Source organism: Xenorhabdus khoisanae (assembly GCF_001037465.1).
GTDB classification, from domain to species: domain Bacteria; phylum Pseudomonadota; class Gammaproteobacteria; order Enterobacterales; family Enterobacteriaceae; genus Xenorhabdus; species Xenorhabdus khoisanae.
In genome coordinates this window covers 1-20,725 of sequence record NZ_LFCV01000053.1, presented here as the reverse complement: position 1 = coordinate 20,725, position 20,725 = coordinate 1, and the positions used below count along the sequence as shown (strand labels likewise).

Annotated in this window: 24 protein-coding genes and 7 pseudogenes; 23 read left to right on the top strand and 8 right to left on the bottom strand. The window is 43.7% G+C overall.

What is annotated here, in order from left to right; translation table 11 throughout:
• Positions 1–384 precede the first annotated feature (384 nt).
• Both AB204_RS20815 and AB204_RS08915 read left to right on the top strand, forming a co-directional pair.
• Positions 385–2,889 carry a hypothetical protein gene (locus AB204_RS20815; RefSeq protein ID WP_053067868.1) on the top strand — a complete coding sequence of 835 codons (2,505 nt, stop codon included), beginning with the start codon at positions 385–387 and terminating at the stop codon, positions 2,887–2,889.
• A gap of 77 nt (positions 2,890–2,966) precedes the next feature.
• Positions 2,967–3,443 carry a hypothetical protein gene (locus AB204_RS08915; protein WP_047963023.1) on the top strand — a complete coding sequence of 159 codons (477 nt, stop codon included), beginning with the start codon at positions 2,967–2,969 and terminating at the stop codon, positions 3,441–3,443.
• 8 nt (positions 3,444–3,451) lie between these two features.
• Here AB204_RS08915 and AB204_RS08910 read toward each other — a convergent pair whose 3' ends face one another.
• Entirely contained in the window at positions 3,452–3,892 is a 441-nt protein-coding gene (locus AB204_RS08910) for a hypothetical protein (protein WP_047963022.1), read from the bottom strand.
• Between the two features lie 124 nt (positions 3,893–4,016).
• Here AB204_RS08910 and AB204_RS21970 point away from each other — a divergent pair, with 124 nt between their 5' ends.
• The 15 genes and pseudogenes from AB204_RS21970 to AB204_RS08845 all read left to right on the top strand — a co-directional run bounded on the left by AB204_RS21970 (position 4,017) and on the right by AB204_RS08845 (position 13,347).
• Positions 4,017–4,187 (top strand): Arc family DNA-binding protein, encoded by a 171-nt coding sequence (locus AB204_RS21970; RefSeq protein ID WP_084728549.1) that lies wholly within the window; start codon positions 4,017–4,019, stop codon positions 4,185–4,187.
• 193 nt (positions 4,188–4,380) lie between these two features.
• The gene (locus AB204_RS20810; protein WP_053067867.1) at positions 4,381–5,112 is read left to right on the top strand and encodes a Rha family transcriptional regulator; all 732 of its coding nucleotides are present in this window, start codon (positions 4,381–4,383) and stop codon (positions 5,110–5,112) included.
• Positions 5,113–5,406: 294 nt separating this feature from the next.
• Positions 5,407–5,784: pseudogene (locus tag AB204_RS08900) on the top strand (phage antirepressor N-terminal domain-containing protein); the annotation flags it as partial.
• Positions 5,785–6,064: 280 nt separating this feature from the next.
• Positions 6,065–6,301, top strand: a complete 237-nt coding sequence (locus tag AB204_RS08895; protein ID WP_047963021.1) for a DUF1902 domain-containing protein — start codon at positions 6,065–6,067, stop codon at positions 6,299–6,301.
• The gene (locus AB204_RS08890) at positions 6,301–6,498 is read left to right on the top strand and encodes a type II toxin-antitoxin system HicA family toxin (protein WP_047963020.1); all 198 of its coding nucleotides are present in this window, start codon (positions 6,301–6,303) and stop codon (positions 6,496–6,498) included. Before AB204_RS08895 ends, AB204_RS08890 begins: the two co-directional genes overlap by 1 nt.
• Before the next feature lie 24 nt (positions 6,499–6,522).
• Positions 6,523–6,672 (top strand): hypothetical protein, encoded by a 150-nt coding sequence (locus AB204_RS22710; RefSeq protein WP_161796547.1) that lies wholly within the window; start codon positions 6,523–6,525, stop codon positions 6,670–6,672.
• A gap of 150 nt (positions 6,673–6,822) precedes the next feature.
• Positions 6,823–7,599 (top strand): phage baseplate protein, encoded by a 777-nt coding sequence (locus tag AB204_RS08885; protein ID WP_152671519.1) that lies wholly within the window; start codon positions 6,823–6,825, stop codon positions 7,597–7,599.
• Positions 7,599–7,871, top strand: coding sequence for a phage baseplate plug family protein (locus AB204_RS08880; RefSeq protein WP_047963019.1), 273 nt, complete (start codon positions 7,599–7,601; stop codon positions 7,869–7,871). The genes AB204_RS08885 and AB204_RS08880 overlap by 1 nt, the downstream gene beginning before the upstream one ends.
• Positions 7,861–8,748, top strand: coding sequence for a baseplate hub protein (locus tag AB204_RS08875; protein WP_047963018.1), 888 nt, complete (start codon positions 7,861–7,863; stop codon positions 8,746–8,748). The genes AB204_RS08880 and AB204_RS08875 overlap by 11 nt, the downstream gene beginning before the upstream one ends.
• On the top strand, positions 8,729–9,421 hold the full coding sequence (locus AB204_RS08870; RefSeq protein WP_161796546.1) for a Gp138 family membrane-puncturing spike protein: 693 nt from the start codon (positions 8,729–8,731) through the stop codon (positions 9,419–9,421). The genes AB204_RS08875 and AB204_RS08870 overlap by 20 nt, the downstream gene beginning before the upstream one ends.
• 4 nt (positions 9,422–9,425) lie before the next feature.
• On the top strand, positions 9,426–9,779 hold the full coding sequence (locus tag AB204_RS08865) for a hypothetical protein (RefSeq protein WP_047963017.1): 354 nt from the start codon (positions 9,426–9,428) through the stop codon (positions 9,777–9,779).
• Positions 9,776–10,966, top strand: coding sequence for a baseplate J/gp47 family protein (locus AB204_RS08860; RefSeq protein ID WP_047963016.1), 1,191 nt, complete (start codon positions 9,776–9,778; stop codon positions 10,964–10,966). The genes AB204_RS08865 and AB204_RS08860 overlap by 4 nt, the downstream gene beginning before the upstream one ends.
• Entirely contained in the window at positions 10,966–11,592 is a 627-nt protein-coding gene (locus AB204_RS08855) for a DUF2612 domain-containing protein (protein WP_047963015.1), read from the top strand. Before AB204_RS08860 ends, AB204_RS08855 begins: the two co-directional genes overlap by 1 nt.
• Before the next feature lie 10 nt (positions 11,593–11,602).
• Positions 11,603–12,751 carry a phage tail protein gene (locus AB204_RS23470; RefSeq protein WP_235428057.1) on the top strand — a complete coding sequence of 383 codons (1,149 nt, stop codon included), beginning with the start codon at positions 11,603–11,605 and terminating at the stop codon, positions 12,749–12,751.
• A complete protein-coding gene (locus AB204_RS08845) occupies positions 12,751–13,347 on the top strand; it encodes a tail fiber assembly protein (protein ID WP_047963014.1) in 597 nt (198 codons plus the stop codon). Before AB204_RS23470 ends, AB204_RS08845 begins: the two co-directional genes overlap by 1 nt.
• A 278-nt stretch (positions 13,348–13,625) precedes the next feature.
• Here the strand turns inward: AB204_RS08845 and AB204_RS08840 are convergent.
• The 6 genes and pseudogenes from AB204_RS08840 to AB204_RS08825 all read right to left on the bottom strand — a co-directional run.
• Positions 13,626–13,991: pseudogene (locus tag AB204_RS08840) on the bottom strand (tyrosine-type recombinase/integrase); the annotation flags it as partial.
• Positions 13,991–14,185, bottom strand: a pseudogene (locus AB204_RS23175) (IS630 transposase-related protein); the annotation flags it as partial. The pseudogenes AB204_RS23175 and AB204_RS08840, both read right to left, overlap by 1 nt.
• A 529-nt stretch (positions 14,186–14,714) precedes the next feature.
• Positions 14,715–14,978: pseudogene (locus AB204_RS23465) on the bottom strand (hypothetical protein); the annotation flags it as partial.
• Complete coding sequence (locus AB204_RS08835) at positions 14,978–15,331, bottom strand: DUF5347 family protein (RefSeq protein ID WP_047963012.1); 354 nt, start codon at positions 15,329–15,331, stop codon at positions 14,978–14,980. The pseudogene AB204_RS23465 and the gene AB204_RS08835, both read right to left, overlap by 1 nt.
• Before the next feature lie 149 nt (positions 15,332–15,480).
• A complete protein-coding gene (locus AB204_RS08830) occupies positions 15,481–15,990 on the bottom strand; it encodes a phage regulatory CII family protein (protein WP_047963011.1) in 510 nt (169 codons plus the stop codon).
• Between the two features lie 28 nt (positions 15,991–16,018).
• The gene (locus tag AB204_RS08825) at positions 16,019–16,252 is read right to left on the bottom strand and encodes a MerR family transcriptional regulator (RefSeq protein ID WP_047963010.1); all 234 of its coding nucleotides are present in this window, start codon (positions 16,250–16,252) and stop codon (positions 16,019–16,021) included.
• Positions 16,253–16,408: 156 nt separating this feature from the next.
• Here AB204_RS08825 and AB204_RS08820 point away from each other — a divergent pair, with 156 nt between their 5' ends.
• The 3 genes and pseudogenes from AB204_RS08820 to AB204_RS23460 all read left to right on the top strand — a co-directional run.
• Positions 16,409–16,999 carry a phage repressor protein CI gene (locus tag AB204_RS08820; RefSeq protein WP_047963009.1) on the top strand — a complete coding sequence of 197 codons (591 nt, stop codon included), beginning with the start codon at positions 16,409–16,411 and terminating at the stop codon, positions 16,997–16,999.
• Between the two features lie 137 nt (positions 17,000–17,136).
• The gene (locus AB204_RS08815; protein WP_047963008.1) at positions 17,137–17,709 is read left to right on the top strand and encodes a PH domain-containing protein; all 573 of its coding nucleotides are present in this window, start codon (positions 17,137–17,139) and stop codon (positions 17,707–17,709) included.
• Positions 17,710–17,834: 125 nt separating this feature from the next.
• Positions 17,835–17,942, top strand: a pseudogene (locus AB204_RS23460) (site-specific integrase); the annotation flags it as partial.
• Positions 17,943–17,947: 5 nt separating this feature from the next.
• Here AB204_RS23460 and AB204_RS08810 read toward each other — a convergent pair.
• Positions 17,948–18,669, bottom strand: a pseudogene (locus tag AB204_RS08810) (ISAs1 family transposase); the annotation flags it as partial.
• 81 nt (positions 18,670–18,750) lie between these two features.
• Between AB204_RS08810 and tnpA the strand changes: the two are divergent.
• From tnpA to tnpC, 3 genes and pseudogenes are all read left to right on the top strand, one after another.
• The gene (gene tnpA / locus AB204_RS08805; protein ID WP_053067865.1) at positions 18,751–19,047 is read left to right on the top strand and encodes an IS66 family insertion sequence element accessory protein TnpA; all 297 of its coding nucleotides are present in this window, start codon (positions 18,751–18,753) and stop codon (positions 19,045–19,047) included.
• Positions 19,044–19,331: an IS66 family insertion sequence element accessory protein TnpB gene (tnpB, locus tag AB204_RS08800; protein ID WP_072061415.1), complete on the top strand. Its 288-nt coding sequence runs from the start codon at positions 19,044–19,046 to the stop codon at positions 19,329–19,331. Before tnpA ends, tnpB begins: the two co-directional genes overlap by 4 nt.
• A 126-nt stretch (positions 19,332–19,457) precedes the next feature.
• Positions 19,458–20,654: pseudogene (gene tnpC / locus AB204_RS08795) on the top strand (IS66 family transposase); the annotation flags it as partial.
• Positions 20,655–20,725: the final 71 nt, after the last annotated feature.

The following is a 20,725-nucleotide window of genomic DNA, read 5'->3' as shown; positions in this document are numbered from 1 at the left end:
ATAATGGTGAAGCAACCTTTAGCACCTTAAAACATAATTCTTTTGCGCTAAGATTTGATTCTCCTTGATATGTTCCTTGGGGTAATTTTAATGGCCTCCGAGTATCACTTAGTAGAGTTTTGTATAAACCGATAGACTCCATACTTTCGTGTAACTTTTCATATTCATTGCTTTCAGCTCCATGCAACTCGACTCTAACCATATATCTTACCATTCTTCTTACTCCTTATTTTGTTTGAGGAATGATCAACTTATCAACTTATCAACTTCCCTTAATTGCGGGAAGTGAGTACCACCTCGCCTGATGTGGCTAAAAGCAGGCCTAACTTACTAATAACGAGGTCGCTTAATCGACCTTTTTTTGTTTCTAAAAAAGGAGTCCCAATGGCGACCTTAGTTGATACCCTACTCGTTGCACTCAAGCTGGATATGTCCGGCTTTGCAAATGATGCGAACAAAGCGATTAAAGCGCTTGATGATCTGGATAAGAAGGCTGACGGCGCATCTACGGCTGTGGCAGAGTTATCAGATAGCACCGGTCAAGCTGCGGATAGTTCCAGAGATTTGAGTCAGTCTAATGAATCCCTGACCAAATCGACTGAAACTGTCGGTAAATCCACTAAAAGCACCTCTAATGTGGTGCTGAATTTCTCCGACTCACTCAGTGAATCGTCTGATAAAGCTCAGGATATGAGCAAGTCCATTGACGGTGCGGTTAAAGCACTGGCGGGACTCTTCGCGACGATTTTCGTTTCCAGTGGGCTAGCGAAACTGGTTAGCGAGATATCCAGCTCAAACGATCAGCTCCACTTCCTGAGTAAAAACTTAGGCATGAACGCGGACACCATCAAAAAATGGCAGAACGCCGCTGAGATGTCAGGTGGTAGTGCTGATGGCATGGCGGCCACAATGTCCAGCCTCAATAAATCGTTGTGGGATTTGGTGACTGTCGGTGATGCGTCCATATTGCCATTTTTCAATGCGCTGGGTATCGGAGTAGTAGATTCCTACGGGAAAATCAGGAATCTGGACGATATTCTGTTAGATATGGCGGACTCTTTTTCCAAGATGGAACGCCCGCAGGCGTATAACATCGGCAAAAATATGGGGCTGGATGACGGAACCATCAACATGTTGCTGGAGGGCAAAGAGGCTGTTCAGAAAAAGCTGGATGCACAGAAAAACCTCGTCATTTCCACCAAAGAGGAGCTGGAATTAAACCGCCAACTCAGGGAGCAAAATTCGGTACTCGGGCAGCAATGGGAGGGGTTAAAAACACTAATAGCTAACTATTTAACGCCTTATTTTCTCAAGTTTTCAGAGAGAATTTCCGGTTTTCTTTCTTATCTGAATAAGAATCGTGAAACTGCTATCTCGGTATTCAAAGGCATTGCGACAATTATCGGGGTGGCTCTCATCCCTATGGCTATTGCCGCAGGCTCTGCCTTTCTTGCTATGTTTGCGCCTTTATTCACTGGCGTTGGGCTTATTGCTCTTTTGAGTCTTGGCTTATTGGGGCTTTATGACGATTACCAAACATGGAAAAAAGGCGGGGATTCATTATTTGACTGGTCAGAATGGAGTGATTCAATTGAGTATGTTTTGAAAAAATTAGACGAATTCAAAAAGTGGTTTAAAAACACCACTATAGGCCAATGGTTTAAAGATACGAATGGCGAAATCAGCAACTTGAAATTGGCGTTTGGTGCATTTGCTACATACTTAGCAACCAAATGGGTTGGTAAGATTTTAGGGGCATTCGGTAAGGTATCCAGAGGGGCTAAGAATATAAAAGTTCCTGGTGGAAAATTAGGAATGGCAGGAAAAGCTGGCGCTGTTGGTTTAGCCGCTGGTGTTGCATATGAAAGCGAAGAGTATATAGATTCGACACTCAATTCTACATTTGGTGAATATGACTGGTTCCAGCGTGTAAGAACAGCTCCGACTTGGTCTGATTTTGGTGCAGCATTGATAGGTCAAGGTGATGCCAGATGGATTAATGGTCAGTGGGTGGATAATCGTGGTAAAGGACTAGGAAGTCAGGTTACTGAAACTACCTTAGATATCCCTACTGGTGATCCTGAACTTGATAAGCTCAAAGCTAAGGTTCAGCGTGGTGAAATGACACTGAATGAACTTAATAGCATCATTTCAGGAAGCAAACTGCAAGCGCTCCCGGTTCCGCCACAAAAAGGCAATACCAGAGGGGAACGTAACAATAACCCGCTGAATATGGAATACGCCAAACAAAAAGGTGCAACGGTAGAAGATCATCCTAATAAGCGCTTCGCTAAATTTAATACTATTTATGAGGGCTTAGAGCGTACTGCTTGGCAATTGCGGCGTTATTTCAACGGACAAACTAAACCGGAAAAGCTACAAACGATTGAAAGTATAGTCTCTACTTGGGCGCCTCCCGGTGGAAAAGACAAAAATAATACTAAGGATTATATTCAAAGAGTTGCTCAAAGATTAGGTGTAGGTAGCAACGACCGCTTAGATCTGAATAACCATGATGTCATGTATGCATTGATGAATGCGATGAGTCAGGAGGAAATAGGAAAACCGTTACCTTACTCCAAGCCACTTGTCATGGCGGCAATTAAAGGGCAAGGAGATCCGATGGTCAATTTAGCAAAAAATATTAGCGCATTCTCTGAGGCAATATCAAAACCTATAGTTACTAATATGCCGAATGGTGGAGCTGAATTTCTTGCTCAAACTCAAAAAATCAATGCGATGCCTGCTACTACCGTGAACAATAAAACTGATATTACTATCGGTGACATTAATGTTCACACGTCATCTAGCACGGTGGCAGGGACTGTAACGGACGCAGGGCAAGCGGCTAGAGAAAGTTTATCTCAAATAATTCCGTCGATGGGATAAAGAGAACTCATAATGATATGCCTTCTTTAGACAGAGTGGTTATAATTAAACCAAATTGTCATTACATGAGGTGATGAATGTTAAAGAGAATCGCTTGTATAGCCATCCTACTTACTTCAATGAGCGCTATCGCTGATAACGGAGTTTATACCGGCGATGACGGCAAGCTCGATATTCGTAATGGGAACTATTTTTGTGGTATTTATCCAAGTGGGGTATTAAGCAATTTTAAAGAATTCCCACCCGGTCACTTCCCACGGGCTATGTTAAGAATCGAGCATGATGAAGAGGGAAAATATCTAGTTACGGATCTTCATCCAAACATACCGATGAGTGCTAAGCCATCTCCATCTTGGGGTAGCTTTGGTGCAACGGTTAAGCTTGAATCTAGTAGTAATAATTCCGTGAAATATAAAGAGTATGTGAACGATAGTAACTATGCATTCCTTATAGGCAGTGAAAAGCTAGGAATAATGGCGATTCTTAGCACTGATGATGCATTTAGTCCTGTGAATGCAGTATTAGGAAAGTGCGAAAGGATGAATTCTTATTAAATAGCCCCTTACGGGGCTTTTTTGTTGAGTAGAGTACCTCTAACGAGAATAGGCCTCTCATCTAGCTCCTCATACCTTAGAGGGATGTTCTTTATTATATTTTTTAATGCTTCTTGAGCAATCCTTGCTTGAGTATCTATATCCCGAAATTTGTCTGTATCTGAGTTTTTTGTTGATTCAGCCAACAGGCTGACTTGCATCTTTAGCTCTTCAATTTTTTCATCTTTCTTTTTGACTTCGTTTTCTAATCTTAATGCCTTAGCTATTCGCTTATAGGTATCGTCTGATGATGGAGGCGCTGATGCGAGAAGCTTTTCGAGTTGTAGCGACATATCTATGTGATAAATAACCTCTTGCTGGAGGCTCCGCTTCGATTTTTCTGCTTTATCTTCTAACGCTTCCCTTAATTCAGGCGACATTCTTAAAGGGTATGGCGCTATACGTGACATGATATTGACTCCTTTAGACTCACTGCTCAGCAGTTTAGATAGCAAATATCCGTTTGACAAGTGAGTCCTTATGATCCACAATTTAACTATGATAAATTAATTCAAAGGAAAAAAGAGAGTCATTATGAGTCAAAAACAAAGAATTCTACCGTATCCATTAAGAATGCCGCCAGAGGTTAGGGAATGGTATGAAGAAGAATCAGGCAAAAGTGGACGCTCTCTAAATGCAGAGATAGTGAAAATTTTGAAGGACAGAATGAATAGAGTGATGGGGCAAAGAAAGAATGCGGGATGAAAACAACGAAGCCCCAACTGTTTTGGGGACAGTTAGGGCTTCTGAGTGCTATTTATCGTGTGAGACAAACAACTTAGCCATTGTAACGAATGACAAATTAATTTACCAGAGTACCGCCAAGTACCCTGAAAACAGAAAACCAGTAGTTTGCAATTACTGGTTTTCATCAAACTAACTCGATGGAGAGTTTTTAATGACTATTAATAATGTAGCAGCTCCTAACTCAGTTGTCACTAAGATGTCAAGCCGCGAGATTGCGGAACTTACAGGAAAACGTCCTGCCGATGTTATTCGGGATATATGGGTCATGCTGGGGCAGCTGTACAGCCTCAATAAAGATGACGCAAATTTGCGTCATGATAAAAATCAACAAGTTATATTGGCTGAGGGGGTAATAGCTGTTATTGATAGTCGCGGCTATATCTCTGAACTCTTACTCGACCGCCGTCACACAGAAATTCTTATCACTGGTTACGACGTTGTGCGCCGTGCGGCAGTAATTGACCGTTGGTTTGCGCTTGAGTCTGGTACAGAGCTGCCCCAGCTATCAAAAATGGAAATGATCGCTGCTATTGCCACAAATGCCGCTCGCAATGAGAAGCGCCTTGTTGTGATGGAGCAAAAAATGGAGCATCTGGAGCAAGGCACTATCCCTGTCGGTTATCAGGGCTACAGTTACCTGAAAGCTACTTACGGATTGAGTGATGCCAAAAGTAGGCAGTTAGTCATGGCTTGGTCGGTTCCTCATAAGAAGGTTCCTCATGTTGCACCGGGCGGGCAGGTTATTCAAATGTCAGTCGTGCATGAAGAGTCATTCGAGAAAGCACTAAACCAGATGATGAGAGAAGCAGAGCAACGTGGCTCACAGTGGTATCACCCCAAGATGGGAAGATTCTCCATTAATGGCTGGAAGACGGCGGCATGATTCACGGTGTTGAAGCAGCTTAAGGACTGAGGGCCAAGGAGTAGCTTAAATACTAATCGTTGTAACAGGATTAACTAATTTATCAATGAATTACAGCATTAACAATGAACGTTAACATATTACAGTTGTATAAATAGTTTAATATTCGAAGTATATCGCAATTCACGGCAGAGTGCCTTTACAAAACGTTACAATCACGTAATAAATAGCTCCGTTCTGAAACGGCGAAGCCCCAACCATCGGGGGATAGTCAGGGCTTCTAAATCGTCTAATACCATTCCAAGGAAAATAGACATGCCTATTATAGCAACTAAAGAAGTTAGTAAAACTATTAACGTTCCATTTTATGGCTCAGATCTCTATGTCGTTAATTATAACGGTGAGCCGTATGTGCCGATGAAACCTATTGTTGAAGGTATGGGTTTAGCTTGGGGCGCTCAATTTGTTAAGTTAAAACAACGTTTTAGTAAAGGTGTTTCGGAAATCGAAATACCTACCAAAACAGGCAATCAAGATATGACTTGCCTTGCTCTCCGTAAATTAGCTGGTTGGTTAGCTACTATCAGCCCTAATAAAGTTAAAGCATCGATCAGGGATAAAGTTATCCGGTATCAGGAAGAGTGCGACGATGTACTTTATGAATATTGGACTACTGGTGAGGTGAAAAAGAAAAAGTCAAAACAGCCACCCAATTTCAGATACGTTATCAAGATGGAAGTTTACGATAAGCATCTCGATAAAACTGAGACTTTTACTGGTGGAACTGAGACGCCGCAGGGGATCATTGATGGGGTAGCAAGACGATATGGTTTTTACATTGAAAACCTGCTCTCACTGCCGATGAATATATTCTAACACCAAGCCATGGATGGCTAATATCGATGATTTTATAATCAATGAATGCTAAGATTAGGGCAGATAGACATTAACTCAGTACGCAGAGAGGTGAAACATGGGAGTAGTTATAACAGAGGCTTTTGTTGTAAATGTTATCCATGATGACATGTGGGTTGCCGAGTGTGATGAGCTTGGACTGGTTACAGAAGCTAAAACTTATGATGAGCTGACAGAGAAAGTTTGGGAAATAGCACCTGAACTTTATGAGATTAACGGCATGGGCGACCAGTCTGAGGTTATTCGCCTTAAGTTTATTCAGGAGCAATCATCTGACTCAAGAGTGGCGCTCTGATGGGATCTGGCTTATATCCACAGCTAAAAGAAATTTTATTGGCTCACGGATGCTACTTTGTCAGACAAGGCAAAGGCAGCCATGAAATATGGCGTAGCGATATAACCAACAAAGCATTTAGTGTGCCATACACGATAGTCTCCAAGCATACTGCTAACGCAATTTTGAAACAGGCAGGTATTAAAGAAAAGATCTAAGGGTTATTGCATTAAGGGGTAACAATGGACAGTAAATTATTTTCCAGATTCACTGAAAGCATGACGCAGACGAACGAAATCATTAATGATGCCCATGCATTGAGCGCAATTCAGACAAAAGAGGATGACGATATTCTGGATATAGTGCGCGAGCGCCTGAAAAAAACCCGCTAAGGAATTAGAGTAAACCTTGATTAAATTTAGCATCTTTGCCCTGCCAAATAAGCCATGATTCACATAACCCGCTTCGGCGGGTTTTTCACTTCTAACGCCGCTTAATTGCGGTTTTTTTACATCCAAAAAGCGAGGTGCTCTATGTTCGGAATGCCAGAACTACCCAAAATGCCCGATATTCCCAACTGGAAAGGGATCCCCGATGCTGCAATGGATGCGGGTATCAGTCTGGGCGGTGCTGCATTGATAAATACACTGTTCGGTAATTACTGGGGGATATTCAATCAGTATGGAATTCCTCTACTATTAGCCGACAGCGTGATATCACTGCAATACCAGAATCAGTATCGGGTAGTGAGTGCGCCGATAGAAAACGGCTCATTCGCTACTTATAACAAAGTCGGGGAACCGTACAAAATCACCGTGCAGCTAAGTAAAAGCAGCGGTGGAACTTTAGAGCGCGGCGCTTTTCTGTCTCAACTGGAGATTTTGGCGAAAAGCACACTGAAATTTCACGTTGTCACACCTGAATTCGTCTACACCAATGCCGCTATCGTGGGCTATGACATTGCGAGAGAGGCTAAAGATGGGGCGACCCTGCTTAAAGTGAACCTGCATCTTGAGGAAATCAGGGAGGTGACAGTCAAATATGATAAGGAAGAAGTCAAAAACCCCGATGATGCCAAGAAGAAAAATACGGGTGATAAAACCCAAAAGGTTGAATCTAACGCCTCCAGTGGCTCAATAGGTAAAATGATGGATGATCTGGGTGATTTATACAATGATGAAAATAAATCTTGGCTTGTCAAAGGAAAAGAAGGTGCTGGAATTTTATGGGAAGGATTTGAAGGAATAGGTAAAGATTTATCAGATATAAAATCTCAAGCTGAAAATATGGTTAAGCAAATAAGTAATGGGAGTTTCTAATGATAACTGAAATACCCTTAGATAAAATTCCAAATCAAACGCTTTCCTTCACTTTGGAGGGTGATAACTACGATTTAGCATTAGAAACAAGGCTCAATAATTTATTCGCTACTGTTAAGAAAAATGGGGAATATCTGGTATGTAATCGCGTTTGTCGAAATATGACTTATATCTGTCAGTGGCTTGTATTCTCAGATATAGAAGGTAATACCGATCCAGAATATTCAGAATTAGGCTCTCGATATAGGTTGGTATGGATAAATGGCATTTAATAGAAAAGAAATTAGAATCACTCTCACCCTCTCGGGCGAAAACGAATCATTCACTTCAAAAGGACAAAATAAACTTTCTGCAACTGGACTCAGGATTAGTACTGAAATTAATTATGGAAACGGTGCTATTGCTCCCCACGCTAGAATAAAAGCCTACGGATTACCAATGGAAACAATGGAGAAGTTACTTCGTATCAAATGGGGTACATTAAAAGCATTGCGTAATACTGTAACAATCGAAGCAGGTGAAGAAGGAGGAGAATTATCACAAGTTTTCAAAGGTGGTATAACCTTCGCCTATCCAGATATGAATGATGCGCCTAATGTTGCCCTGATGATTGAAGCGCAAACTGCTATCTTGGAGAAAATAAGAGGTGTTAATGCAGAAAGCTACGAGGGTGAGCATGAAGTTGTAAATATCATGCGCAACATCTGTCAGCGTATTGGATATTCATTTGAATCTAATGGCGTCAGTGAGAAATTATCTGATGTATATCTGGGTAATACAGATATGGAAAAAATAAGATGGCTGGCAGAAGCTGCAAATCTCAATTTATATATTGAAAGCAATTCCATTGGTGTAACTAGAAAATGGCAACCAAGAAATTTAAAAATTCCTGTTATTTCTCCAGAAACTGGTTTGGTTGGCTATCCGGTTCCTTCAATGAGAGGTGTTGATTTTAAATGCTTCTATAACCACTTGGTAAGATTCGGTGGCATTGTCCGCATTGCCGACAGTCAGATAGCCATTTGTAATGGTGATTGGTTGGTATATGGAATCAGAATAATTCTTGAGACAGAACAGGACTCAGCGCAGTGGTTTATGGAAGTTAACGCTAGCCCAAGAGGTGATAACCATGTTGCAATCAAAAAATGATGAACAAGTTTCTTTATATGACCCACAAGTTATGGCGGGTGGCGCTCGCAGTCAGGAGGCGATCATCTGGTCGCTGATTGGCAAGATGGGGACAGTGACGATATGCAGGGTGGTGAAAGTTAAGGGCGGTGGCGTTGCCCCTGTGGGTTACGTCGATATCCTACCTTTAGTGCAACAAGTCGATGGCGCGGGGAATGTCTACGAGAATGCCATTATCTACAACGTGCCCTATTTCCGGTATCAGGGTGGTGCAAATGCCGTCATTCTCGACCCGAAGCCGGGTGATGTGGGTATTTGTCTCGTTTGCACCCGTGATATTTCAAAGGTGAAGCGAAGCAAGAATTCAGCGCCACCTGAGAGCAAGCGGCGGTTCGATTGGTCTGACAGCCTCTATATCGGCGGCCTGCTCAATGGCGCACCGAGCCAGTATGTCCATTTTCTGGATAGCGGCATTAACGTTGTTTCCACTGGGGTAGTGAATGTCAAAGGCACAAAGATAGTGCTGGACGCACCTGTAGAGACAACGAGCACCATTCAGGCCAAGAGCGATATTACTGATAACACCACCACTAATAGCTTGTCGATGGCAGGAATGCGCCAAGTCTATAACAGTCATACCCACCCAGAACACGGGCAAGGCTCCAATACCAGCCCACCTAACCAAAAGGCTTAACAACATGCGGACATTATTTCTAATGCCTGCCACATGGGATCTGACTCTCGATGCGGCGGGGAATATTGCTATTGCCTCAGACCAGTACGCCAGAGCGCAATCAGTGGCTAATGCCTGTCGGGTGTTTGTGAAAGATATGTACTACTCACAGAGGGAGGGCATCCCCTATCTGGAGGAAATATTAGGTAAAAACAGATACTCACTGGCGATGTACCGGAAAAATCTGGAGGACGCCGCGATGTCAGTTGATGGTGTGGTCTCTGCCACAGCGGAACTGAGTACGGCAAATGACCGGATTGTGAGAGGCAGAATTAAATTTACCGACATTGACGGACGGGAGGGAGTAATAGAACTATGATACCGAAACTACAAATCACCCCACAGGGGATATTAGCGCCACCGACCGATGAGATAATCGCGGGAGTGTGGCGGCTAATGCAGTCCTGTTTTGGCGATAATCTCAATAAATCAATGGATACACCGCAGGGTCAATTAGTCACTACCCTGACCGCCATTATCACCGACGAACGAAATACTCTTATTAACCTCCTGAATAGTTTTGACCCCCGATATGCTGACGGCATGATGCAAGATGCGCTGGGTTATATCTATTTTCTACAGCGTCATCGGGCGACAAAATCTATTGCCGAGGTCACGATTAACGGGCTGGCAAACACTATTATTCCTGTCGGATTTCAGGTGATCGATGATTCAGGTAAAACATGGAGCACCCAGATAGAAGCGAGGATTGACGATAACGGACTGGTAATAGTGCACGTTTATTGTGATGTTACTGGCAGAGTTTCAGCCTCGGTTGGAGCTATTAGCCGCGTTGTCAAAAACATCAATGGGGTTGACTCGGTCATCAATAAAACCGCCGCCATTGTTGGCAGGGATGATGAATCACGGCAGGAGTTTGAACTGAGGCGGCAGGAATCTGTCGCTATCAACGCCAAAAACACTAATGCCGCAACCTATGGCGCAGTATCTAACATCAAAAATGTCATTGATTGTTATGTTGTCGATAACCCAGATAGTGAAACTATCACAGTCGGAGTAACTAATTACCCGTTAATCCGAAATTCTATCGCTGTCTCTGTGGTAGGTGGTGATGATAATGAGATAGCCCGGCAGATTTTGGCTCGAGCCGGAACCGGCTGCTCATTTGTGGGGAATACGACAGTCAAATATGAGGACACGGATAATTTTCCCTATCTGCCGCCCAGTTATGACATTAAATTCATCCGGCCACATCATATTCCTATTGAATTCATTGTGACATTTGAGAATAAATTGGGATTGACGCACCAAGATAAATTAGCTGTTCGCAAAGCTGTTTTGAATGAATTTGAGACAGGCAGGGGTAAAGGAAGGATAGCTAAAAAACTCATTGCCAGTGACTACATTTGCGCAACGGCTCAATCAACACGGGAGCGGTTGATATCGGTTCAAATAGCAAGGAAGAAAGGCGAAGCGGCTAATTATCTGGATTTCGGCATTGACGAGTTTCCGACATTATCTATAGATGATATAAGGATAGAATAATGCTGGATATAAAAGAGACACTACTCAGCCAGTACGCCAATAGCCCTACCATCTGCACTATTCTCAACTCAATAAATGAAACCATCGACCCCAGAGCTAATGCCGACGAGTTTTATAATTTGGCGGTCAACGTTCTCACAGCGAGAGGTTTTGGGTTAGATGTCTGGGGGCGTATTGTTGGTATTGGCAGGGATTTATCTATACCCGACCCGAATGTTGATTATTTCGGATTTAAAGAAACGAAAAAATTTACGCCGTTTGACCAGTCTCCATTTTATTCTGGAGGAACTGATACGTCATATATGATGGATGATTCAATATTCAGGGATGTTATTCTAATGAAGGCGTATTCAAATATACTATATGCAACCGCGCCTAATATTAACAACTGGCTAGGTTGTTGCTTTTTACGAGGCCGTTCATATTATCTAATAACCGGACATATGACAGCCAGATATGTATTTGAATATAGATTATCTGAATTAGAAAAAAATCTAATTTACAACCGACAAATATTACCCCGCCCATCGGGAGTGAAAATCAGCATTGTAGAATTACCATTAGGTGAATTTTTCGGATTTTATGGAACCGGATTTCAACCATTTGGTCAGGCGTCATTTGCATAATAGGTGAATAATGAAAAACCCAAATTTAATACCGCGACCATTTGCTCAAAATGGTCAGAAAGATGATATTCCTGCAAACTATAAATCAGACCTACCCAGCCAAAAAGCAACATGGGATACAGGATTTCCCCAAATCACAATGATGCCTGTTACGGCTGGTGGATTACCTCCCAGTGGCAGGGATTTTAACGGTATATTTAATCAGATATCTGATAATATCGTTCATTTATCCAAGGGCGGAAAATATAAATTCTCACTAGAGTATGCCAATTCTATTGGCGGGTATTCCAGAGGGGCAATATTACAATCGGATGATGAAACAAAAGAGTTTCAGAGCCTCATTGATAACAACAAAATTAATTTCAATACAGCGTCAGCGGATAAAATTAATTCAGCGTGGAAATTGGTTAATACAAATCAAATTCTCGATGAGCTGAATAAAAAATTCGATAAATCGGATGTTGTTCAATCTGTCGGCGGCAGTCAAACGCAGGTGATGAGTCAAAAATCCGTAACTGACGTCCTGAATGATGTCAGAACACTGGCTAATACAGCAAATCAAAATGCAGCCAATGCCAATGCCAACGCCAACAACCGCCTCGAAAAATCCCAGAACGGCGCGGATATTCCCAACAAACCAGAGTTTGTGAAAAATCTCGGTTTAGCGGCAGGCTCGGCATTACCTGTTGGAGTGCCGATTCCGTGGCCGTTAGCAACCCCGCCTGATGGATGGTTGAGATGTGATGGTTCGATATTCGGTGCGGCACAATACCCAGAACTGGCGAAGGTGTACCCATCATTAAGGTTACCTGACCTGCGCGGCGAATTTATCCGTGGATGGGATGATAGCGGTAAGGTTGATGTCGGCCGCCGTCTTCTTAGCTCCCAGAATTTTGCCTTTCAGGATCATTATCACGCGTTACCAACGAGTACAGGCGTTGATTGGGATAAGAGCGAGCAGGGGATTACAACGGTTTTTTCTGATGCCAAAGCGCAGAATTTCGCTTGGGATACCAGTCAGTCAGGTGGAAACAACACTGGATTGTGGTCGGGGAATCTTTTCCGTACATATAGATCAAGCGTCGATGGTGGTGTTTCTGTTGCTAACGAAACACGCCCGCGTAACATCGCATTTAACTACATTGTGAGGGCAGTATAATGACTCAGGCAAAATTAGATAAAAATCAACTTGCTATAATCGCCGGTAATATCACGGTGTTTCATTATGATGAAAAAACAGGCGAATATTTTTCATCCTCCGTGGAGTATTTACCCATAGGTGTTGGCGTCCCCGCACATTCCTGTATTGATGCGCCGGGAGCACGCAAAACAGGTTATGCCATTTGCCGAACGGCAGATTTATCCGCGTGGGAATACGTTGCTGATCACCGTGGCGAAACGGTCTACAACATTGAAACGGGCGCCGCACAGGTGATTACAGTGCTCGGTGATTATCCGCTAAACACTACACCGGATGCCCCAACTACCCCCTTCGATAAATGGGATGGTAAACGGTGGGTGACAGATACTCTGGCACTAAAAACTGATCAAATCAGGCGAGCTGAACAGCAAAAATTATCACTGCAACGACAGGCCAATTTCGCTATTGCCCCGTTACAGGATGCGATTGACCTCGATATGGCAACCGATGCCGAAAAATCCGCATTAACCGACTGGCGTAAATACCGGGTATTGCTCAATCGAGTGGATTGCTCTACCGCACCTGATATCCCATGGCCTGAGCAGCCGAAATAAATATAGGGGCTACGTGCCCCTCCCCTACTTCGTTAATGGAGTTGGGAGTTAATTTGGGATTTTATTGAGTTGTTATGAGGTAAAAGGTGGGACGCATTTGGGACGCGAAAGATTTTATACGCATTCGATGTTTTTCTAACTTTTGCGAAATGTGGCGTTGTGAGCGGCGGTTTTCGCTGTATCTAGTTGATTTAGATGATAGTTCTACGCTCTCTTAATCAATTGGTCGGGAGTTCGAGCCTCCCACGACCCACCAATTAAATCAATGCGTTACGTGGTTAATTATTTCCAGCAGTTTTCTTACGTGCCATATTCGTGTCATGCACACATAAAATACTATCAATATTTTTTGCGTGCTCTTGTAAATGGACTGGGGATAAATGAGCATAGCGTTTCACCATTTCAATGCTCTCCCATCCCCCCATTTCTTGCAGTGCTGATAATGGAACGCCAGATTGAATCAGCCAGCTAGCCCATGTGTGGCGCAGGTCATGAAATCGAAATCCTTCTATTCCTGCTTGTTTCATGGCAAACTTGAATGACTTGTTGGCGTCAACCCTCATTGGAACCATTTCTACAACCCCTCTTAACTTTTGCTCCCTGACGAAAACATACTTTGTATGTCTACCTATCTGATCACGAATATCCGCGATATGAGCACCTCATCAGGAATTTTCATGGGAGGCTTATCACACGTCATGCAAGGTTCTATTTTATGACTCCACCGGAACAGGGTACGAATAGAAATCTCAAAATGGGCACTCGTTTGTTCGAAAGTCAACGAATGCTTATCTTTGTATGCCAGTACTCGTTTTCGAAAATCTAGACTGTAACCCATTTCACTTTATGCCTTGTCATGTTGGATTTGGATATTATGACATATTAGTATGATTTTGCTATAGTTCTCGGCATGGTGTTCTCAAGGTAACGGTTTTTTGGCGAAAACAAGGATACCAGATCATCATGCCGTTCAAATTCCCTTCACAAAACATCAACAGCCCCTAGTTGTTCGTCTGGTTATACCGTTCCATTGCCTTTTAGTACTTAAAACAGTTGTAGGGGGATCGGGTAAAATTGTGTTTCCTTCCGAATCCCGGAAATGATCTTGAGCGAATCGATACACTGCCCTGAAATACCTTGCCCATAAATCAGCACTGGATTTCGAACCTGTAGCAACCTTTGGATGTAACAGGCTGTTTTTATCGCCAAACCAAATGCCCCCCTCAGTTATGTCTTTGTGCCGCTTTTCTACCATCACACGGGTAATATTAGCGATAGGTATTGATAACCAGTCACCAGAATAATTAAGTAGCGCTGCTCGATACTGTTTCTTTGTGGACTCTTTAATTTTAGCGCCACGATTATCGAGGTACGTACTGGAACATCCCCGATTCACCGCCTGCCATTGGCAACGGCAGCGGGACAGCGCGATAAACAGGTGCGGCGGCGTCTTTGCCGTTATCATCCAGCAATTGCACATCCACGGCATAACGCGGCCTGAATGGGTCAGCCATATCACCACTGGCCGTGTTTTCCGTGTGGGCCTCAATGTGGGCGAATTTGGGCAGGTGCGTGCCCGCCGATAATTCCGGGTAAGCGGCGTTAATTTGGTGCTGGGCGGGGATTTTATTTAATTAGGCAGTGATAAGCCTGTTGGCAATAATGGAACGGCTGCCTTAATTTTATTGATGACTTTAATTAACTCGCTTCGCTCTTCGATGCTAAATTGATCTAATTCCAGCCCATGCCGTTCTTTTTTAATATTGGCAATAAAGAAAATAGCCGCCAGTACGCGAATATTATCGACATAATTCGGATTGCGTTTATTGCGCATCTCATCAATAAAGCCAGCTAATTGCTCATTACCCGCTTTAAGATGTTGTTGCCTGATTTTTGCCAGTTGATTTAAACCATTCACGTGCACATCAAAAGCTATTTTGCTGGCTCGTTGTTCTGTTGACTCAAATTGGTATTCCGTGTTCATTTAAACCTCACCCAATTAGAAACAAAATAAAATAAGCAACGGAACATAAGACAACTGGGAAAATAAATCCGTCACCTTTCTTTGTATGGAACGACTGACCTGTTAGTTTATATTGGTGTTGCTGCTGCTTTAACGCATTCATGCTTACCTCAGACTAACGATGCGCCCATTCCTGCCATAGCATCAACCGCCGAATTAAACTCAGGGTTTGAGTGCAATCTTGATGAAATAGTGACCCCCGCCAACATTAATAATCTCACTGCGTTATTAACCGTCTTCTTAAACTCCGCAACACGGGTCTGGTTAAAATGCTCACCCGAAACAGCCTCACTTACCAACCTGCCCACTTCTGCCGTAGCACCTAATAAGTAACTCGGCATGTTGGCATCACAAACGTCATTAACCGGTACGGATGGCTGACACTGTAATTGCTCCAGTAGACCATCCAAAAGGGAAGCGTCTTCTGTTACATCAGTTAACTTCATTAACTCAACACAAGTCAGCATGTGACGCTGCTCAGGGTTCAGCTTATTGCGCAGCATTTGCGGAGTTATGCCGATGGATTCCGCGATCTGTGCTAAGTCGCCTTTGTGTGTGTTGGAGAACGCACGACACGCATTATCAAAGTGAGATTGTTTGGAAACCCGATAATCAAACATTGCTTTTTTTCTCCAAAAGCGAAATGCTTTACTCGTATTGCGTGTTAAGTGCAAAGGCATAACCTGAAGCGTTGAAAGCTTCCATGGTGAGAGCGACCATATTGATTTCGACTTTTTCGTTAGCACGGGTTTTCTTGCAGATAGGTAAACGACCATCACGAACCATATCACGAGCAGTACTCATGGATGTTTTAGTCAGCGCGCAGTATTCCTTGATTGGCAGGAAAGGCGTAGGGAAGGTAATTGCAATGTTAGGGCGCATAAGGCAAAATTCTCTATAATTTTATTTCGGTTTTATTGGTTCAGATTCGTCATCTATCGCTTAAAACTACAAACTAGGACTAAAATTAACTCGTAAAAAACTACACATCAACATCAACATCAACATTCGTTTTTTACGTTAAATCGCTAATTCACTATGACCTTATTAGATATTGATATGGCTGGGGACAGCACTCCAGTATTGGATCGCATAATTGAAGCTTATGGGTTTACATCCAAAATTATGCTTGCTCAGCACTTTGATATGGCATCAAGTAGTTTAGCCGGAAGGTATAAACGGAATATCTTTCCTGCTGATATGGTCGTCCGCTGCATGGCAGAAACAGGGGCTACACTTGAGTGGTTAGCAACGGGTCAAGGAAAAATGTTTGCTAAAAATGAATTGGACATCATGAAATTACAAAACCCTAAACTGATAGATGGAAAACTATATCAGTCTGGTTATGTTATGTTTGATAAAGTGATGTTCACTACTGGCGTTCCTCTCCCTACTGACCCCATTTGCGTTTTAGATAATAAAATTCATTACATCATTGACCGCAAATTTGCCGATGTCTATGACGGTGAATGGTTAGTTGATATTGAAGGAAAAATTAGCATTCGTGAATTAACTCGAATTCCAGTCAAACGCGTTCGTGTCTCTGGTGTAGGCATGGCGTTTGATTGCGATCTAAGCGACATAACGGTTATTGGCCGTGTTGTTACAACAATAAAAAATCACATCTAAGGAATGGTAATGAATGAAAAACTAAAGATAAAAAACTTATCGAGCCAATTAAAGAAACACGGGATCGCATAACCAAAGCATATAACAGATTAGCTAAAAATTGCGGTAAACGTTAATTTTAACAGGGTGAATATCAAGTGATTAATTATAAAACAGCAACTAAAGACGAATTAAAAAAAGAATTTAAGCGATTGGCAAAAGAAGTGAGTGAAGACCCATTTTTCGTAAAAAAAGAATTCTTCCATTTACCCCATATCCTCAGTGAGAATGAAGCGCCACTTGCTATTGCCAGCGGTATGATGGATGGAAACACTTGGCTGATTACCTTGACAAATAAACGAGTTATTTTCTTAGATAAGGGAATGATTTTTGGTGTAACACAAGTTGATATTAATTTAGAAGATATCGCCAGCGTTGGCGGTAAGACGGGAATTATCATGGGGGAAATTATTATAAGTACCTCAGGTCAAAACTACAAAATATCAAGTGTTTTTAAAAGTGCTGTTATCCCATTTACCAACCTTGTTAACAAAGCTAAAGAAGATAAAAAAACTAAAACAACCTATAACGTTAACCACCAAACAGAAATTCGCAACTCATCAGAGGATGATATTATTTCTAAACTCGAACGCTTGGCCGTTCTAAAAGAAAAGGGAATTTTAAGCGATGATGAATTTTTGGCACAAAAAGAAAAAATTCTGAATTCATAATATGAGATAAAAAAATGGCGCTTGATTTTTATTCTTAAAGGTAAGAAAAATAGCGCCAAAAAATGAATAATGACTTTCATTTTTCTGTGTTAAGGCAAAATATATTCTTTCTCTAAGAAATAAACATGACCATCAAAAAGCAATCTAATGGCAAATGACTAGTTGAACTTTACTCCAACGGCAGATCTGGGCGCAGAATCCGCAAGCAGTTCGCAACTCAGGGCAAGAGCGTGAATGTTCACTTCTTGCCCAACGCCTTAAACCCTGCAACTAATACCTTATCCAAATAGTTAATATCCATGCTCGCAAACCGTTGTTTTCGGCGAATACTGGCTTTTTTGGTTGTCTCTGCCCGCAACATATTGACACTGATGTGACGCATACATCCCAATATTTCAGCCGATTCTCCCCGGTGGATAAGGCAAGCATCTTCTCCCATCGTGACATCAAGAACCCAATGTAATCGGGTTTCGATCCCCCAGTTCCCCTGACAGCGGCGGCAAATTTGTCGGTGCTCAGTTCCGCTGAACTGATGTAATAACGATAATAAAGTGATTCTTTTCCTTTATTATCAATTCGATATCCAATTGCCACGCCCACAGTTTTTAAGTTTTTCCATTCTGGAAATTGTTGAGACAGCGCTTGGGCGGGTAACACATGATATTCACGGGCTTCTATACGACCATGTCCTTGTTCTATCGTGATATTTTCGGCATGACTCACGGCAGAAACTCGGGCTGACAACGCCTTCTTAAGCGCGCGATACAACGTTTCCTGATTCCCTTTCACCGCCAGAAGATAGTCACCTTCCTGCTGCACAATTTGTTCCGCAATCTTCGTTTGGCATCCCATCGCATCAATTGTTATCAGGCAACCTGTGATATCCAGCAAGCGGAGTAATTTTGGGGTCGCAGTGATTTCATTGGATTTTTTGTCTGTCTTCAGTTGTCCCATCGTAAGCGCCTAATTAACCGCACATATCCGATTAATTAATCTTTTGTCATAGTGTGTTTTCTTTTTTTATTCAGGAGACAAACCCCCATGACATTCACTGAAAAACAGCAACACTGGACTACCGTCATTGAGACTCAGAAACAGAGTGGGTTAACGGTGACGGCATTTTGCCAGCACCATACGATTAATCTGGCCACGTTTTACTACTGGGCAAAAAAACTTCGGCAACAGCACGCGCCTCAACGCCTGCATCCTGTTGTGATTGAGGAGCAGGTGAATACCGGGCAAACTGTCATACTCTGCCTGCCCAACGGACTTCGCGCGGAGTTGCCCGCCGGATTATCCCTTGTACAAATCCGCCACTGGATTGAGGCACTGCAATGATCCCAACCGGTAATATTTATCTGGTCTCCGGTCAGACCGACAGGCGAAAATCCATCGACGGGCTGGCGAGTGTGGTGGAGGCGCTGGGGCTGGATCCGCTCAGTGAGGCCGGGTTTATTTTTTGTAACCGCCATCGTGATAAGCTCAAGATCCTGTTCTGGGACACCAACGGCTTCTGGCTCTACTACCGCCGGCTGGAAAAGGGCCGCTTTCAGTGGCCCGCGCCTGTGGCGGATGGCACCGTCCATATTACACGCCCGCAACTGAACTGGCTCTGGCATTAACCCATCCCCGGGCGCATCAGCCCTTACAGGGCTTGAAAATGTGATCGGTGACACGGATCGCTCATTAAGACTGGCGCGATCAGCTTTGACTGCCACACTCAGGTTTTTCTGCTGAGAACCTGAATGATGACTGACCTGCCGGATGATATTGACCAACTTAAAGCGCTCGTTTACCAGCTTCAGGCGATAAATCAGGCGCAGGCTGAGTCATTGGCGGAGCTGCGGACCCAAATTCAGCACCTGCTCGAACAGCTCAACCTCAGCAAATCAAAACGCTTTGGGAAACAGAGCGAAAAAGCCGCCAAAGGCACGTTCAACGAGGCTGAACAGCAGGATAGCCTGCCGAAACTAGCCCCGGCCCATCACAAAAAAGGCCGTCAGCCATTGCCCGCCGGACTGGAGCGGGAAATGCAGCGCCATACCCTGAATGCGCCGCACTGCGATTGTTGCGGCGAACCGCTGCATGCCTGTGGCACCGAAACGTCAGAAACCCTGAAAATTATTCCGCAGAAAGTCAGCGTCATTCGTCACGAACGCACCAAATACGCCTGCCGGCAGTGTAAAAAAACCGAAATCCGCAGCCACATTATCACGGCACCGACACCGCCCAGCCTGTTGCCCCGAACCATCGCCAGCCCGGAAACGCAGGCAGCGATTGTCACGGCTAAATATGTCGATGCCTTGCCGCTGTACCGGCAGGCCGATATTTTAGCGCGTTCCGGTATTGAAATTAGCCGCAGTACGCTGGCGAACTGGTGTGTGCAACTGGGCCGCAAAGTCCATGTGCTGGTCGAACAGATGCGGACTCACTTGCTCAATGAACACCTGATTTGTGCGGATGAAACGCCGGTTCAGGTGCTCCATGAAGCGGATCGCCCGGCGCAGAGCAAATCTTATATGTGGGTGTATCGCAGTGGCGAATTTGCCGCTCATCCGGCGGTGATTTTCGACTACCCGCCAAGCCGCAGCGGACGTTGTGTCGCCGATTTTTTAGGGAATTATGCGGGTTATCTGCTGACGGATGGCTATGCGGCTTATGATTCTCTGCCCGCGATCAAACACGCCGGGTGCATGGCGCATGCCCGCCGCAAATTTGTCGATGCCCAGAAAGTGCAGGCGGGTAAAAAAGCCGGGCGGGCAGAGCAGGCCTTGACATTTATCACCAAACTGTACGGCATTGAACGGGAGGCTCGATTACTCAGCCCCGACGAACGACGACGATTACGACAGGAAAAAGCCATCCCGATACTGGAAGCCTTCCATGACTGGCTGACTGAGGCCAGCCGGACGGCATTGCCGAAAAGTGCTATCGGCACGGCGATCACCTTGTAGTGGCATGATAATTCCGGACACGTCAAAAGCCTGCTAATGTTATTAACATGACAATGAGGTGT

What these genes read in the sequence shown, in the direction of transcription:
- AB204_RS22710 (WP_161796547.1), top strand. Translation starts at nt 6,523, where the DNA reads ATGGACAGTAAATTATTTTCCAGATTCACTGAAAGCATGACGCAGACG.
- AB204_RS23470 (WP_235428057.1), top strand. Translation starts at nt 11,603, where the DNA reads ATGAAAAACCCAAATTTAATACCGCGACCATTTGCTCAAAATGGTCAG.
- AB204_RS08870 (WP_161796546.1), top strand. Translation starts at nt 8,729, where the DNA reads ATGTTGCAATCAAAAAATGATGAACAAGTTTCTTTATATGACCCACAA.
- AB204_RS08915 (WP_047963023.1), top strand. Translation starts at nt 2,967, where the DNA reads ATGTTAAAGAGAATCGCTTGTATAGCCATCCTACTTACTTCAATGAGC.
- tnpB (WP_072061415.1), top strand. Translation starts at nt 19,044, where the DNA reads ATGATCCCAACCGGTAATATTTATCTGGTCTCCGGTCAGACCGACAGG.
- AB204_RS08820 (WP_047963009.1), top strand. Translation starts at nt 16,409, where the DNA reads ATGACCTTATTAGATATTGATATGGCTGGGGACAGCACTCCAGTATTG.
- AB204_RS08910 (WP_047963022.1), bottom strand. Translation starts at nt 3,892, where the DNA reads ATGTCACGTATAGCGCCATACCCTTTAAGAATGTCGCCTGAATTAAGG.
- tnpA (WP_053067865.1), top strand. Translation starts at nt 18,751, where the DNA reads ATGACATTCACTGAAAAACAGCAACACTGGACTACCGTCATTGAGACT.
- AB204_RS08860 (WP_047963016.1), top strand. Translation starts at nt 9,776, where the DNA reads ATGATACCGAAACTACAAATCACCCCACAGGGGATATTAGCGCCACCG.
- AB204_RS08825 (WP_047963010.1), bottom strand. Translation starts at nt 16,252, where the DNA reads ATGCGCCCTAACATTGCAATTACCTTCCCTACGCCTTTCCTGCCAATC.
- AB204_RS08855 (WP_047963015.1), top strand. Translation starts at nt 10,966, where the DNA reads ATGCTGGATATAAAAGAGACACTACTCAGCCAGTACGCCAATAGCCCT.
- AB204_RS20815 (WP_053067868.1), top strand. Translation starts at nt 385, where the DNA reads ATGGCGACCTTAGTTGATACCCTACTCGTTGCACTCAAGCTGGATATG.
- AB204_RS08880 (WP_047963019.1), top strand. Translation starts at nt 7,599, where the DNA reads ATGATAACTGAAATACCCTTAGATAAAATTCCAAATCAAACGCTTTCC.
- AB204_RS08845 (WP_047963014.1), top strand. Translation starts at nt 12,751, where the DNA reads ATGACTCAGGCAAAATTAGATAAAAATCAACTTGCTATAATCGCCGGT.
- AB204_RS20810 (WP_053067867.1), top strand. Translation starts at nt 4,381, where the DNA reads ATGACTATTAATAATGTAGCAGCTCCTAACTCAGTTGTCACTAAGATG.
- AB204_RS08885 (WP_152671519.1), top strand. Translation starts at nt 6,823, where the DNA reads ATGCCAGAACTACCCAAAATGCCCGATATTCCCAACTGGAAAGGGATC.
- AB204_RS08875 (WP_047963018.1), top strand. Translation starts at nt 7,861, where the DNA reads ATGGCATTTAATAGAAAAGAAATTAGAATCACTCTCACCCTCTCGGGC.
- AB204_RS08890 (WP_047963020.1), top strand. Translation starts at nt 6,301, where the DNA reads ATGGGATCTGGCTTATATCCACAGCTAAAAGAAATTTTATTGGCTCAC.
- AB204_RS21970 (WP_084728549.1), top strand. Translation starts at nt 4,017, where the DNA reads ATGAGTCAAAAACAAAGAATTCTACCGTATCCATTAAGAATGCCGCCA.
- AB204_RS08865 (WP_047963017.1), top strand. Translation starts at nt 9,426, where the DNA reads ATGCGGACATTATTTCTAATGCCTGCCACATGGGATCTGACTCTCGAT.
- AB204_RS08895 (WP_047963021.1), top strand. Translation starts at nt 6,065, where the DNA reads ATGGGAGTAGTTATAACAGAGGCTTTTGTTGTAAATGTTATCCATGAT.
- AB204_RS08835 (WP_047963012.1), bottom strand. Translation starts at nt 15,331, where the DNA reads ATGAACACGGAATACCAATTTGAGTCAACAGAACAACGAGCCAGCAAA.
- AB204_RS08830 (WP_047963011.1), bottom strand. Translation starts at nt 15,990, where the DNA reads ATGTTTGATTATCGGGTTTCCAAACAATCTCACTTTGATAATGCGTGT.